Below are 14,266 nucleotides of genomic sequence, written 5' to 3' on the forward strand. Positions count from 1 at the left end.
ATGGATACAACCACCTATGAACATGTAGATAAAATTATCGAAGCGCCCGATATTCCTAAAGTTGCACTCGGTTTAATACTAGGAATAGATATCGAAAATGGTCGATTACCTGGGATTGTTACTTCTCATGATTTGATTAAGATAAAATCTTATATTAACAAAGCACTTTCACTTCCTTACAAATTAGAAGATGTTGTCAATTTTATTGGTTACAATGAAATAAGCATACAACAACTCTCCTCTGATAATATTCTGTCTCTTTTTGTTCGAATACGAGAACATGCCTTTGAATGGAATAAAATTGAATATGCAATAAAACAACAAGCTATTGATTTAGAAATTATCGGTAGAGAAATAACGTTCACTGGCGAAAATATCATTTCATTCATTAGTCAAATGCCATTATTAGTTAAAATTTCGACTATTATAAATGATCTTTCTGATCAAGAATTAGCAGGAATTAAATATACTGATCAAGATAAAAAGATTTCGACTCAGCTTATTCATATATTAGAAAGCATGAAAGAAGATATCGAAATTGAACGAGATAAAACGCTTAAGATAAAAAATAGTTTATCTACTTTTAGAAGTAAAATAATGGGAGGGAAAGACAGTAGTAATATACAACATCACTCTATATATCATGAAGTACTTAATAAAAAGAGACTTATTAATGAATTCTACAATAGTAATAATATCTCTCTTACTGATGAGAGAGACTTATTGATTGAAGATATTAAGATATTAAAAGAGGAATATAGAAATTATGTTGGCCTTGCTTTTACAGGGCTTGCGGCCGGTATTATTGGCGTTATTATTACAGGGGGGATTTTTGGTGCTAAAGCTGAAAAAATACGTAAAAAGAGAAATGAATCAATAGAAAAAGTAAAAAGTCTTAATAAGGAGATAGATATTTATACTAACCTATCCCTTCATTTAAACTCCCTTTATATTGAATTAGACGAAATTGAACAGCTTATAGAAGATACGAATATAGCACTTGAACATATTGAATATGTATGGCAAGCCATAATTACAGAAATAGATGCATCAATAAGTAACTTTAATAAAATAAACAATGCGTTAGAGCTTATTAAATTTAGTATTTATTTAGAAAAAATCATTTCACCTTGGTATATGGTTATTGGATATTCAAAAGAAATTTTTACTTCGTTTGATAATGCGCTCTCTTCTTTTTATTCATCAAATTAACAAAAGGAAATTGTTATGAATAATAGTGAAAAACAGATAACACCTGAAATACTATTTGAACATACAAAATTATTTCATGCTTATCGAAATATTCTTTACTTAAGTAACAATAAATGTTACATGAATAACGACTTTAATAATGAATTAACTTTATTTTTAGAAAGAAACAATAAAAACATAGAGAACATTATCTATTTCTCACTTGTTTTAAAAAACAGGCTAAGACAGAAATTACTTAATGATACATTTAAAATAATTAACGAAATTGAGAATGAAATAAAAAAAGACTCACTCGATATCGGTTTAAAAATAAAATTAGAAGAGGAAAAAAAAGAGATATTAGATATCTTTCTAAATGAAGTTGATGAAACAAAAAAAATCATTGATAAACATTATTTATTTCTATTATCAGAGATTAATCAACTCAAAACACAGTTTGTTAATGATAGAGTGATGCCTTTTATTATTGAAAAAGAAAATCTTGTCAGTACATTAACTACTCATATTTCAACATTAGAGTATGAAGCTGAAAAAACAAAACAAGAGCTCAATATCATACGAAAAAGTGAAGATATTTTAAACAAACAGAGCTTTTTCGATCTTTTTAAGGGTTCTATTCCTTTAAAATCAGAAATTGAAGCACTTAACATTGAAAATCAAGAAAAAAGTATTTTATCTTCATTAATAGAAATACTTAATAAGTTATTTTCCACATTAAATCATGGCTTTTCATACACTAAAGTTGTTGAAACTCGCCATCAACTCACTGCGCTCTGTCTTTCACAAATAAAGCAACTTAATCAATTAAAAAATAAGAAACAAAATACATTATTTACATTAAAGCATTACTATAAATTAACCGATATAGATCCTTTTTTAAGGATATTTATTGAACAGTTAGAATTGTTAAATAAATATTGGGAAATGATCAACTCGCAACTTACAAAATTAAAAAGTAATATATTATTAACAGAAAAAATTCTTACCCCTATTTTTCCATTCCTAGATGATTTTACTTTATATTATGGCAATAAAGGTCAAATCAAAAACACTGAAATTTAATCCATAAAAAACGGCTCTATAAAAAGAGCCGTTTTATTATTTGAATTTTCTATAATTACGATTAATTTACGACGGGCGCAATAATCGCAAAATTTGTCAATTCAATAAGCGGTTGTGGCCATACACCTAATGCGACAACAACAATTGCACAGATTAATGCAACAAATGTCGCCATATTTTGTGATGTTGTGGCAATTGCAGGCGTATTGTCATTGTCTGGTTTACGTAAGAAGACAATAGCAGCGGCACGCAAATAGTAGAATAACCCGATCGCACTACCTAACACGACCATACCTGTTAACCACCATAAGCTTGAGTTAATACCTGCAATAATCACATACAGTTTACCAATGAAACCTAAAGTAATTGGTACACCTGCCAGTGATAACATCATCAGTGACATAACCACAGCAACCGCAGGACGGCGCCAGAATAATCCACGGTAATCTTCTAATGAATCCATCTCACGCTCGCGGTATGGACTTGAAGCTACCGCAATGGCTCCAAATGCCCCTAAACTTGCAAACAAGTAACCGGCTAAATAAATCTCAGCCGTTTCTTGAGCTAAGATAGGGCTATATTGCAATACAATTAATGCCACTAGCAGATAACCGAGATGGGATACAGAAGAGTAGCCTAGTAAACGTTTCACACTTTTTTGCGTTAACGCCATAATATTACCAAACAAGATAGAGGCAATCGCCATGAAACCTAAGATCATACGCAAGGTTTCACTATCCGCCGCTGGCGCTTCTAGGAATAAACGCATCACAACTGCAAAAATACCAATTTTACTTGCAGTGGCTAAGAATGCCCCTGTTGGTGCTGGTGCACCTTGATAAACATCAGGTGTCCATAACTGGAATGGGAATAAAGATAATTTAAACCCAATTCCCACCAACATCATGCCTAAGCCTGCAAGCACTAATGGTTTATGGATATTGCTATCACTTAAGCTTTGTCCCATAGCAGTAAAGGAGAGGTTTCCTGCTTCTGCATAGAGAAGAGCCATACCAAACAGTAAGAAGGAAGATGCTGCCGCTGAAAGCAGCATGTATTTGATACCCGCTTCCAGTGATGGACGTTGTTGGAACGCATAACCGATAAGACCAAATAGTGGCAATGTCAGTAATTCGATACCAATAAACATCGATGCGAAATGGTGAGCTGAAGAGAGTAAAATCCCTCCGATTACGGCAATCGCAATCAGCAAATAAAATTCTTCTTTGTTATCTTGATAACCTTCTAACCAAGGATAAGCAAAAGCGATAGTTCCAAGACCAGAAAGAATAACAAGTGCAGTAAAGAAGCTAGAGTATCCATCAACATGGTAAAGCGTGGTCACATCCACTACACCTAATGCATTAACGTAATAGAGTGATCCCAGCGCAATGATGAAACCCGTTGCTGTCAAAGTGGCAATGGTGAAATGATCGCGTCGCCACGCAATGGACAGCATTACAACCACCACCGTCAATCCGACGATTAATAGCGGTAGCATTGCGATCAATTGTTCAAGAGTTATTGTCATGGCGAATTACGGCCTTACTGTTGAAATAGAAGCGGAATACCAAGTCTGGAGATTTTCCATCGCTGATGCTGAGGTGTCTAACACTGGTTGTGGGAAGAAGCCTAAAATAACCAGTAAAACCACCAACGTGATCAGAATAAAGAATTCTCTCAGATCCAACCCTTTATAGGTTCTTTCAGCTGTTTTCGGTGAACCGTAGTAAGCCTGTTGCATCATCCACAACGCGTAAACAGATGCGAAGACTAAACCAAAGACCGAAATAATGGTGATCAGCTTAAAGTTGCCATAAGTACCAAACAGGATCATAAACTCGCCGACGAAATTACCTGTTCCTGGCATCCCTAAAGAAGCTACCGCAAAGAACAGTGAAAACGCAGGTAAGAAACGAATGCTTTTCCACAATCCACCCATTTGATTCATATCACGCGTACCTAAGCGTTCATACAGCATGCCACACATGATAAATAGACCTGCAGCTGACAAACCGTTAGTGATCATCTGAATGATGGCACCTTGATAAGCCAATACAGAGCCAGCATAAATCGCAATCACGATAAAGCCCATGTGAGAAATACTACTGTAAGCCGCAAGACGTTTAATATCTGTCTGACGAAATGCTAACAGTGCAGCATAAAATACGGTAATTAAACCTAACCACATTGCCACAGGAGCAAGCAACGCTGATGCTTCTGGGAATAATGGCAAATTAAAACGCAATAAACCGTAAGCCGCTGTTTTTAGCAAAATACCGGATAAGTCAACAGAGCCTGCTGTTGGTGCTTCTGCATGTGCATCTGCTAACCAACCATGAACAGGGACGATTGGCATTTTTACCGCAAATGCAGCAAAGAAACCTAACATCAAAATAAATTGCAGTTCAGCACCTAATACTGTGTGTGCTTGCAATAAGGTGTCATAGCTAAACGTCCAAATACCTGTTTTGCTATAGAAAGCGACCGCTAAACCGATAATGGCCAGCAACATTAACAGGCCACTTGCCTGTGTATAAATAAAGAATTTTGTTGCTGCACTAACATGTGCTTTATCGCTACTTCCTTTGTGTCCCCATAAAGAAATCAGGAAATACATTGGGATCAACATCATTTCCCAAAAGAAGAAGAATAAGAACAAGTCCGTCGCTAAAAATACCCCCATTACACCCGCTAAGATCCACAGCAGGTTAAAATGGAAAGCACCTTGTGATGGCTGGTTTTCACCCCACGAAGAGAGCACCGCTAAAATACCTAAAATCGCGGTTAAAACAGTCATCAGCAATGACATACCATCAAGTGCAAATTGAATGTTGATCCCTAACGCAGGGATCCACGGTACAAAGTAATACTCTGTCCAGCGTGGTGCTCCATCGGCACTAAGTAGTTGATAATCGCCCTGCAACCATAGTTGCACAGAAATAACGAGTGTTAATCCCATCGTCAGCAACGCAACCCAGCGAGGAACTTGCGAGCCGATTCGTTCAGCCTGCCAACTTAGCAGGCCACCGATGAAGGGAATAAGTATTAGCCAGGGTAATAACATGGCGCAATGTGTCCCTTAATTAAACCAGAAGCAGCAGAGCGATAACCAGCACTGCACCTAAACCGAGAGAAGCCGCATACCAACGAGCTAATCCATTTTCACTGAAACTTAATCCTTTATTGGTACCTTTAAGCAGATAACCGAACAGATTAAAGAATTGGTTAACAGGATCATTTTGGATAAGCCACGCTGCCCCTTTATAAGGTTTGACAAACAGCACTTCATACAGTGCATCGAATCCCCAAGCATGGAACCACCATGTTGAGAAGAAACGACCTGTACGAGTATTGGCAACCTTAGAAACACATTGACGCTGTTTCAGGTATAACCATGCTGCAATGGCAACGCCTACAATCGCTACCACACCAGAAAGTATTTCTAACACATACTTACCATCATGCGATGCGTTTCCTTCAGGGAAAACAGCACCTAACGGTTGAGTAATTAACGCACCGATAAACGTTGATAACAGTGCTAATACTGCTAATGGGAAAGTATGTGTAAAACCTTTCACTTGGTGTGCTTCGGTTTTGGTTTCACCATGGAATACGATGAAAATCAAACGGAAGGTATAAAGTGACGTAAATAATGCGCCAACTAGCCCCGCTAGCATTAAGTTAAAATGCCCGTTTGAGTACGCACCCCATAAGATTTCATCTTTACTGAAGAACCCTGCTGTTAACAATGGTAATGCGGCTAATGCGCCACCACCAATTAAGAAACAAGCATAAACAAATGGGATCTTCTTACGTAACCCGCCCATCTTAAAGATATTCTGTTCATGGTGGCAGGCGATAATCACAGAGCCTGCTGATAAGAACAGTAATGCTTTAAAGAAAGCGTGAGTCATTAAGTGGAAAATTGCCGCATCCCAAGCTTGGGCGCCTAAAGCCAAGAACATATAACCAATTTGGCTCATGGTTGAATAGGCAAGAATACGTTTGATATCTGTTTGTACTAACGCAGCAAAACCCGCTAAAACTAATGTGATTGCACCGATAATACCAACTAATTCCAGCACATCTGGAGCCATTAAGAATAGCGCATTGCTACGTGCCACTAAGTACACACCCGCTGTAACCATGGTTGCAGCGTGAATTAATGCAGATACCGGTGTTGGGCCTGCCATAGCATCCGCTAACCAAGTTTGTAATGGAAGCTGTGCAGATTTACCTACGGCACCGCCTAATACCATTAACATTGCCCAGTTAATGACACTTGAGCCTACTGCTAATTGTTCAGGAGCAAGCACTGCCATTTCACGGAAGCTCAATGTCCCTAATTGGTCAAACAGGATAAACATACCAATCGCTAAGAATACATCACCGATACGCGTTACAATAAACGCTTTCATCGCCGCTGCGCCATTAGCAGGATTGCTATAATAGAAACCAATTAACAGGTAGCTACATAGACCAACCCCTTCCCACCCCATATACATCAACATCATGTTATCAGCCAGTACTAAAACAACCATACTTGCGATAAATAAGTTGGTATAAGCAAAGAAACGAGAATAGCCTTCTTCGCCACGCATATACCACGATGCATACATATGAATAAGGAAGCCAACACCGGTAATAACACCCAGCATGGTTAATGAAAGGCCGTCAAGAACCAGCGTGAACGGAATATTAAAATTCCCTGCTGACATCCAGTTCCATAAAGTCAGAACAGAAGTTTCTTGCCCATTGGCAAAAAAATCCATCCCCACCCAAAGTGTCACTAACGCCGATAAACCAACCGAGCCAGTACCAATCCATGCAGATACGTTTTCAGACCAACGACCACGTGAGAAAGCAAGCAGTAAAAATCCCAGCAGTGGTAGCAGAATGGTTAAATAGAGTATATTCATCCGCGCATCTCACTAACTGTATCAATATTGATGTTTTGGCGATGTCTATGAAGCTGTAACAACAATGCCAAACCAATACTTGCCTCTGCCGCTGCCAAGCTGATTGCCAGAATATACATTATCTGACCATCTGTTTGACCCCAAAAGCTACCCCCGACAACAAACGCCAGTGCAGCTGCATTAATCATAATTTCTAGTCCGATCAACATAAACAACAGGTTGCGGCGAAGTACTAAGCAGGTAAAACCTAACACAAACAGTACCGCAGCCAAGATCAAACCATGTTGAAGAGGTATCATTTTTGCTCCCCTGCGTTTTCGTTTTCAACGAGATCGTCATGGCTCTGATCACGACCAATGTGATAAGCAACAATCAATCCAGACAATAAGAGAACAGATGCTAACTCAACAGCCAGAATATACGGCCCAAATAAGCTAATACCGACCTCTTTCGCGCCAATCACTTCTCCAGCAATTTCGCCGTGAGTGACACTACTAATGGCATAAATTAACACCGCTAATAGCGCCAAAGATAAAAGTGCAGGTCCAATCCAAAACTTCGGTTGTAGCCACTTTCTCTCTTGATCAACGACAGATTTACCTAAGTTGAGCATCATTACCACGAAAACGAACAACACCATAATGGCGCCAGCGTAAACAATGATTTCTAATGCTCCTGCAAAATAGGCACCTAACGAGAAGAAAACCACAGAGAGTGCAATCAAGGAAATCACCAAGTACAACAGTGCGTGTACTGGATTGGTATGAGTGATAACTCTCAATGTTGCAAGGATGGCAATCAGCCCCGCGATGTAAAATGCAAATTCCATGAATATCGCTCCTTACGGTAACAGGCTTTTGACATCGATAGGTTTAGCTTCATCATCTGCTTCACCTTTGTCTTTGCCATTAATCGCCATACCTGTTTTACGGTAAAAGTTATATTCAGGATATTTGCCGGGTCCAGAAATCAACAGATCGTCTTTTTCATAAACCAGATCCTGACGTTTAAACTCACCCATTTCGAAATCCGGCGTTAATTGCAACGCCGTTGTTGGGCAAGCTTCTTCACATAAACCGCAGAAAATACAGCGAGAAAAGTTGATACGGAAAAATTCCGGATACCAACGGCCATCTTCATGTTCTGCTTTCTGTAATGAAATACAGCCAACTGGACAGACTGCTGCACACAAGTTACAAGCAACACAGCGCTCTTCACCATCGGGATCACGCGTCAATACAATACGTCCACGATAGCGTGGTGCAACATTGACAGGTTCTTCCGGGTACATCTGTGTTTCACGTTTGGCGAAAGCGTGTAAGCCAATCATCCAAATGCTTCGTACCTGGGTGCCGAAACCAGTCAATAACTCTTTTAAAGTCATGGTTCAATCACCCCTTATTGAGCGTTGTAAAGTATCACTGCAGCAGTTACCAGCAGATTGATAAGCGTTAACGGTAAGCAAATTTTCCAACCAAAAGACATCACTTGGTCGTAACGCGGACGCGGTAACGAAGCACGAATAAGAATAAACATCATCATGAAGAATCCTGTTTTCAGTGCAAACCAAATGAATGACGGTAAGAAAGGACCTTGCCAACCACCAAAGAATAACGTCACGATAAGACCTGATACCGCAACGATCCCGATATATTCACCGACAAAGAACAAACCGAATTTCATACCGGAATATTCAATGTGATAACCATCCGCAAGCTCTTGCTCTGCTTCTGGTTGGTCAAATGGATGACGGTGACAAACAGCAACACCGGCAATCGCAAACGTAATAAAACCAAAGAATTGTGGAATAACATTCCACATATTCGCTTGTGAATTCACAATATCTGTCAAGTTAAAAGAACCTGCTTGAGCAACAACCCCTAAGATTGAGAGTCCTAAGAACACCTCATAACTTACGGTTTGTGCTGACGCACGCATTGCACCTAACAATGAATATTTATTATTACTTGACCAACCTGCAAATAACACGGCATAAACCGCGATACCCGCAACCATCAAGAAGAATAAAATACCAATGTTTAAGTCAGCAACAACCCATGTTGAACTAACCGGTACAATGGCAAATGACAGCAATAAAGATGAAAACGCAATTACTGGTGCTATGGTGAAGATAAAGCGGTCAGCAAATTTTGGGATCCAGTCCTCTTTAAAGAACATTTTGATCATATCCGCGATTAGCTGTGCTGAACCTGCATAACCTACACGGTTAGGCCCATAACGATTTTGGAATAACCCCAGTAATCGGCGTTCCCCCATACTCATAAAAGCACCACAGGTGACCACGACAAGCAAGATCACCACGGCTTTTAGAACAGTGAGTAAAATCTCTGTAACTTCAGGAGATAACCAGCTCATTATGCAATACCCCGCAGTTGACGAACCGATACACCCACCAGCGATGGAGAAATACCTGCCATACCTAACGGCAAGCCGATTTGACCTTGAGTCAGGTGAGCACTAATTTTCACAGGTAAGGTGAATTCACGACCTTCATAAGTAAACATCGCTTGCTGACCTTGAGTTAACGCTAATGCTTGTGCATCAGATTCGCTCAATGTCAAATAAGCGGTTTCCATACGAGATTGGATAACTTCCGCGCGTTGCGATAACTCTTCACTCCCAAATAAACGGTAGTAAGGTGCGACAATCCATTGATTTTTCTGGGCATTAAATGGCGCAGGAATATCTGTGAAGTAGTCAAGTGTATTATCACCACTTTCGATTAAGCGTACACCCGGATCGCCAAAGCGTAAGCTCCCACCCACTTCTGCTTGGAATTTGTTCCATGCTTGAGGTGAGTTCCAACCCGGAGCCCATGCAAATGGAATTTGTTGGCGAGGTGCTGTTGGGCTGTTATTACCTTCCATTGAGAATGCAAATGGCGTATCGATATCTTTTGGTTGGCGTTGTTCATGAACAGATACATTTGCCAACATGGAAGTACGACCACTGTAACGATGTGGCTCACGCGCTAGTTTTTGACCACGTATACGGAATGACGCATTCGGGGCTGCATCAACAATGCCTGCAAACTGAGGAAGACTTGTTGCACAATGCTCAATCACATCGTCTAACTGAGTCCAATCTAACGTTCTTTCATGCCATTGTGAATCAACTGCACTTAACCAACGCCAACTTTCATGCATCACCACTTCTTTGTTATAGAAAGAAGGTTCGAAAACTTGGAAGTAACGTTGTGCTCTACCCTCTTGACTCACCATTGTTCCGTCGCTTTCAGCAAACGAAGATGCAGGAAGAACCAGATGTGCTTTCGCCATAATTTCTGTTTGCTGGTGGTCAATAACAATTAAGTTATCAACTTTCGCAATCGCATCATCAATCATGTCGGCATCGTAATGGCGATATAAGTCATTTTCCATAACAACAACGGTGTCAGCTTGACCACTGCGCATAATTTTTAAAGCATTATCAATAGGTTGCGCATTAATCATGGCAAGCCCCATGCTGTTTGCATCATCAGCAACAAACGAAAGCCCTACTTCATTACCTTTTGCTTTTAATGCAAACGCAATGTTGGCAGCAGCTTTAATAACGTCTTCGCTACCTGCATGACTACCACTGATAATTAGTGGTTTTTTCGCTTGAGAAAGTGCTTGAACAACCATCTCGATATGTTTATTCAGCGCTTCATCAATGCCATCAACCGCAGGTGCTTCACCATTAATGTTATTGGCAATTGCAAAACCTAAGCGTGCTTGATCAACAACCGGGGCGCGATAACTCCACGCAGCAACATCATCAAGACGAGTTTCATCAACATGAGTCACAAACAGAGGATATTTCGCACGTTGCCCGATATTCATAATCGCAGCAATTTGCCAGTCAGCAACTTTTTGAGCGGCAGCCATTTCGCGTGCTTTACCTTTCACTGCTTGGCGTACAGACAATGCCATACGAGCACCGGTTTGCGTTAAATCTTCACCTAACACTAAAACCGCATCGTAATCTTCAATTTCACGCAGAGATGGCGTATGAACACCACCTTTCTGTAAAATCTCTAGCATTAATGTCAAACGTTTCTGCTCTGATGCAGAAATACCGCTATAGAAGTTTTCAGCCCCCACAACTTCACGTAATGCAAAGTTACTTTCGATACTTGCACGTGGTGAGCCAATGCCGATAATACGCTGGCTTTTCTTCAGCATATCCGCGGCAGCTTGAGTTGCTTGTACAGCATTGATCTCTAACCAGTTACTTCCTAAACGTTTTTTAGGTTGGCGAGGTCGACTTGCTAAATTCACATAACCATAGCCAAAACGACCACGGTCACAGAGGAAATAGCGGTTCACTGTCCCGTTATAACGGTTTTCAATACGACGTAGTTCGCCATAACGCTCACCTGGGCTTGTATTACAGCCCATGCTACAGCCTTGGCAAATACTTGGTGCAAACTGCATATCCCACTTACGGTTATAACGCGATGAATGAGTTTTATCAGTAAATACACCTGTCGGACAAATTTCAACTAAGTTACCCGAAAATTCGCTCTCTAATGTGCCATCTTCAACACGACCAAAGAAAACGTTGTTATGCGCACCAAAAACACCTAAATCAGTACCATCAGCATAGTCTTTGTAATAACGAACACAGCGATAACAAGCAATACAACGGTTCATTTCATGAGAAATAAACGGTCCCAGATCTTGGTTTCTATGTGTACGCTTTGTAAAGCGATAGCGACGCATAGTGTGACCTGTCATTACCGTCATATCTTGAAGGTGGCAGTTGCCTCCTTCTTCACAAACTGGACAGTCATGAGGATGGTTTGTCATATACCATTCAACAACGCTTTCACGGAATTTCTTCGCTTCTTCGTCATCAATAGAAATAAACGTGCCATCAGTCGCGGGTGTCATACAAGACATCACTAAACGACCGCGGGTATCCTCAGCATTTTGATACTGCTTAACCGCACACTGGCGGCAAGCGCCAACGCTTCCCAGCGCTGGGTGCCAGCAAAAATAAGGAATATCTAAGCCTAAATTAAGACAGGCTTCTAACAGGTTATCAGCCCCGTTAACTTCATATTCTTTGCCGTCTACATGAATCGTAGCCATAGTCAGCATGCTTCCCAAAGGCCTGCACAGCAGGCGTTAAACCTAGAATGTGTCGTGAAAAATTACCAGCGGCTTTTCAGCAAGTTAGGCTGAATACCTCTGATCAAGTTGGCATTGGTATAATCTTCTTGAATAATGCCCGCTTCAAATTCTTCACGGAAATATTTAATGGCGCTTTGTAAAGGTTCTACTGCACCCGGTGCGTGAGCACAGAATGTGTGTCCTGGACTTAAAGAACGACATAAATGCTCAAGGGTTTCAATATCACCAGGACGACCTTTACCGTTTTCTATCGCACGTAAGATTTCGACACTCCATGGCAAGCCATCACGACAAGGTGTACACCAGCCACAAGATTCGCGCGCAAAGAATTCTTCTAAGTTGCGCGTTAATGAAACCATATTAATTTCATTATCTACCGCCATCGCAAGCGCTGTGCCTAAACGGCTACCTGCTTTGGCAATCGTGCCAAAATCCATTGGGAGGTCGAGGTGATCTTCAGTGAGAAAGTCAGTACCTGCCCCCCCTGGTTGCCATGCTTTCAATTTAAGGCCATCACGCATACCGCCTGCGTAATCTTCAAGGATCTCACGCGCTGTTGTACCAAAGGGTAATTCCCATAAGCCCGGAAATTTCACGCGACCTGAGAATCCCATTAATTTAGTCCCCGCATCTGGGCTTTTGCCTTCACTTAAGCCGATATACCAATCTTTACCGTGTTCAATAATCGCAGGCACGTTACACAGTGTTTCGACGTTATTGACACAAGTTGGTTTACCCCATGCGCCTGATGTTGCGGGGAATGGAGGTTTAGATCGCGGGTTCGCACGACGACCTTCTAATGAGTTGATTAAGGCTGTTTCCTCACCACAGATGTAACGACCTGCGCCTGTATGAACAAACAATTCAAAATCAATACCTGAACCAAAGATGTTTTTACCAAGAAAGCCTGCTGCTTTTGCTTCCTCGATTGCGTGACGTAAATGCTTAGCGGCTTCAACATATTCACCTCGAAGGAAAATATAACCACGATAAGCTTTTAGTGCGTGAGCACCGATAATCATCCCTTCAATTAACAGATGAGGAAGTTCTTCCATTAAGAGACGGTCTTTATATGTTCCCGGCTCCATTTCATCTGCGTTACAAAGGATGTAACGGATATTCATGCTTTCATCTTTTGGCATCAGGCTCCATTTCAAGCCTGTTGAGAATCCAGCACCACCACGACCTTTTAGACCAGCATCTTTAACTTCAGTGGTCACTTCCGTCGGTGACATACCTTTTAATGCTTTTTCTGCCGCTTTATAACCGTTTTTAGCACGGTATTCATCCAACCATACAGGCTGACGATCATCGCGTAAGCGCCACGTTAGCGGGTGCGTTTCTGCGCTACGAATAATCGGTTTTGCTCCCGAAATTGCTGTCATGGATACTGCTCCAGTAACGTTTCAATCTCTTCAGGTTTAACAAAGCTGTGAGTATCGTCATCTACCATCATAGTAGGACCTTTATCACAATTACCTAAACAGCAGGTTGGCAGTAATGTAAAGCGACCATCTGGTGTTGTTTGACCTGGAATGATATTAAGATGCTTTTCAATTGCTGCTTGAATGCCTTGATAACCTGTAATATGACAAACCACGCTGTCACAAAAACGAATAATGTGACGACCAACGGGTTGACGGAAAATTTGGCTATAGAACGTAGCAACGCCTTCAACATCGCTAGCAGGGATCCCAAGAACATCCGCAATCGCATAAATTGCGCCATCTTCGACCCATCCACGGTTCTTTTGCACAATTTTCAGTGCTTCAATAGATGCGGCTCGCGGATCTTCGTAGTGATGTTTTTCTTGTTCAATTTCAGCGCGTTCTTCTTCAGTTAATACAAACGTCGCTTTCTTTGAGTGCGTGACATCAACAATTTCAATCTGCACAGCATCATCTTTTTGGTTTAATTCATTTTGCATGA

Annotated in this window: 12 protein-coding genes; 2 read left to right on the plus strand and 10 right to left on the minus strand. The window is 40.7% G+C overall.

The genetic code is table 11. From position 1 onward, the window contains the following. Positions 1-1,212 (plus strand): alpha-xenorhabdolysin family binary toxin subunit A, encoded by a 1,212-nt coding sequence (locus GWI97_RS15215; protein ID WP_036935589.1) that lies wholly within the window; start codon positions 1-3, stop codon positions 1,210-1,212. A 15-nt stretch (positions 1,213-1,227) separates the two neighbouring features. Beyond that, complete coding sequence (locus GWI97_RS15220; protein WP_036935587.1) at positions 1,228-2,274, plus strand: alpha-xenorhabdolysin family binary toxin subunit B; 1,047 nt, start codon at positions 1,228-1,230, stop codon at positions 2,272-2,274. A 61-nt stretch (positions 2,275-2,335) separates the two neighbouring features. Here the strand turns inward: GWI97_RS15220 and nuoN are convergent, their stop codons facing one another. From nuoN to nuoE, 10 genes are read right to left on the minus strand one after another with little or no spacing between them, the layout of a single operon-like run. Continuing rightward, a complete protein-coding gene (gene nuoN / locus GWI97_RS15225) occupies positions 2,336-3,805 on the minus strand; it encodes an NADH-quinone oxidoreductase subunit NuoN (protein ID WP_036935585.1) in 1,470 nt (489 codons plus the stop codon). 6 nt (positions 3,806-3,811) lie between these two features. Then, entirely contained in the window at positions 3,812-5,341 is a 1,530-nt protein-coding gene (gene nuoM / locus GWI97_RS15230; RefSeq protein ID WP_036935582.1) for an NADH-quinone oxidoreductase subunit M, read from the minus strand. 19 nt (positions 5,342-5,360) lie between these two features. After that, positions 5,361-7,196, minus strand: a complete 1,836-nt coding sequence (gene nuoL / locus GWI97_RS15235) for an NADH-quinone oxidoreductase subunit L (protein ID WP_036935580.1) — start codon at positions 7,194-7,196, stop codon at positions 5,361-5,363. Beyond that, positions 7,193-7,495: an NADH-quinone oxidoreductase subunit NuoK gene (gene nuoK / locus GWI97_RS15240; RefSeq protein ID WP_023581731.1), complete on the minus strand. Its 303-nt coding sequence runs from the start codon at positions 7,493-7,495 to the stop codon at positions 7,193-7,195. The genes nuoL and nuoK overlap by 4 nt, the downstream gene beginning before the upstream one ends. Further along, entirely contained in the window at positions 7,492-8,025 is a 534-nt protein-coding gene (gene nuoJ, locus GWI97_RS15245; protein WP_036935578.1) for an NADH-quinone oxidoreductase subunit J, read from the minus strand. The genes nuoK and nuoJ overlap by 4 nt, the downstream gene beginning before the upstream one ends. Positions 8,026-8,037: 12 nt before the next feature. After that, entirely contained in the window at positions 8,038-8,580 is a 543-nt protein-coding gene (nuoI, locus tag GWI97_RS15250; RefSeq protein ID WP_036935576.1) for an NADH-quinone oxidoreductase subunit NuoI, read from the minus strand. Positions 8,581-8,594: 14 nt separating this feature from the next. Continuing rightward, positions 8,595-9,572, minus strand: a complete 978-nt coding sequence (nuoH, locus tag GWI97_RS15255) for an NADH-quinone oxidoreductase subunit NuoH (RefSeq protein ID WP_006533300.1) — start codon at positions 9,570-9,572, stop codon at positions 8,595-8,597. Continuing rightward, positions 9,572-12,304, minus strand: a complete 2,733-nt coding sequence (gene nuoG, locus GWI97_RS15260; RefSeq protein ID WP_072024200.1) for an NADH-quinone oxidoreductase subunit NuoG — start codon at positions 12,302-12,304, stop codon at positions 9,572-9,574. The genes nuoH and nuoG overlap by 1 nt, the downstream gene beginning before the upstream one ends. 53 nt (positions 12,305-12,357) lie before the next feature. Further along, positions 12,358-13,722: an NADH-quinone oxidoreductase subunit NuoF gene (nuoF, locus tag GWI97_RS15265; protein ID WP_036935572.1), complete on the minus strand. Its 1,365-nt coding sequence runs from the start codon at positions 13,720-13,722 to the stop codon at positions 12,358-12,360. Next, a complete protein-coding gene (gene nuoE / locus GWI97_RS15270; RefSeq protein WP_006533305.1) occupies positions 13,719-14,264 on the minus strand; it encodes an NADH-quinone oxidoreductase subunit NuoE in 546 nt (181 codons plus the stop codon). The genes nuoF and nuoE overlap by 4 nt, the downstream gene beginning before the upstream one ends. Positions 14,265-14,266: the final 2 nt, after the last annotated feature.

This window comes from Proteus sp. G2300 (assembly GCF_009915965.1).
GTDB classification, from domain to species: Bacteria; Pseudomonadota; Gammaproteobacteria; order Enterobacterales; family Enterobacteriaceae; genus Proteus; species Proteus vulgaris.

What these genes read in the sequence shown, in the direction of transcription:
- GWI97_RS15215 (WP_036935589.1), top strand. Translation starts at nt 1, where the DNA reads ATGGATACAACCACCTATGAACATGTAGATAAAATTATCGAAGCGCCC.
- GWI97_RS15220 (WP_036935587.1), top strand. Translation starts at nt 1,228, where the DNA reads ATGAATAATAGTGAAAAACAGATAACACCTGAAATACTATTTGAACAT.
- nuoN (WP_036935585.1), bottom strand. Translation starts at nt 3,805, where the DNA reads ATGACAATAACTCTTGAACAATTGATCGCAATGCTACCGCTATTAATC.
- nuoM (WP_036935582.1), bottom strand. Translation starts at nt 5,341, where the DNA reads ATGTTATTACCCTGGCTAATACTTATTCCCTTCATCGGTGGCCTGCTA.
- nuoL (WP_036935580.1), bottom strand. Translation starts at nt 7,196, where the DNA reads ATGAATATACTCTATTTAACCATTCTGCTACCACTGCTGGGATTTTTA.
- nuoK (WP_023581731.1), bottom strand. Translation starts at nt 7,495, where the DNA reads ATGATACCTCTTCAACATGGTTTGATCTTGGCTGCGGTACTGTTTGTG.
- nuoJ (WP_036935578.1), bottom strand. Translation starts at nt 8,025, where the DNA reads ATGGAATTTGCATTTTACATCGCGGGGCTGATTGCCATCCTTGCAACA.
- nuoI (WP_036935576.1), bottom strand. Translation starts at nt 8,580, where the DNA reads ATGACTTTAAAAGAGTTATTGACTGGTTTCGGCACCCAGGTACGAAGC.
- nuoH (WP_006533300.1), bottom strand. Translation starts at nt 9,572, where the DNA reads ATGAGCTGGTTATCTCCTGAAGTTACAGAGATTTTACTCACTGTTCTA.
- nuoG (WP_072024200.1), bottom strand. Translation starts at nt 12,304, where the DNA reads ATGCTGACTATGGCTACGATTCATGTAGACGGCAAAGAATATGAAGTT.
- nuoF (WP_036935572.1), bottom strand. Translation starts at nt 13,722, where the DNA reads ATGACAGCAATTTCGGGAGCAAAACCGATTATTCGTAGCGCAGAAACG.
- nuoE (WP_006533305.1), bottom strand. Translation starts at nt 14,264, where the DNA reads ATGCAAAATGAATTAAACCAAAAAGATGATGCTGTGCAGATTGAAATT.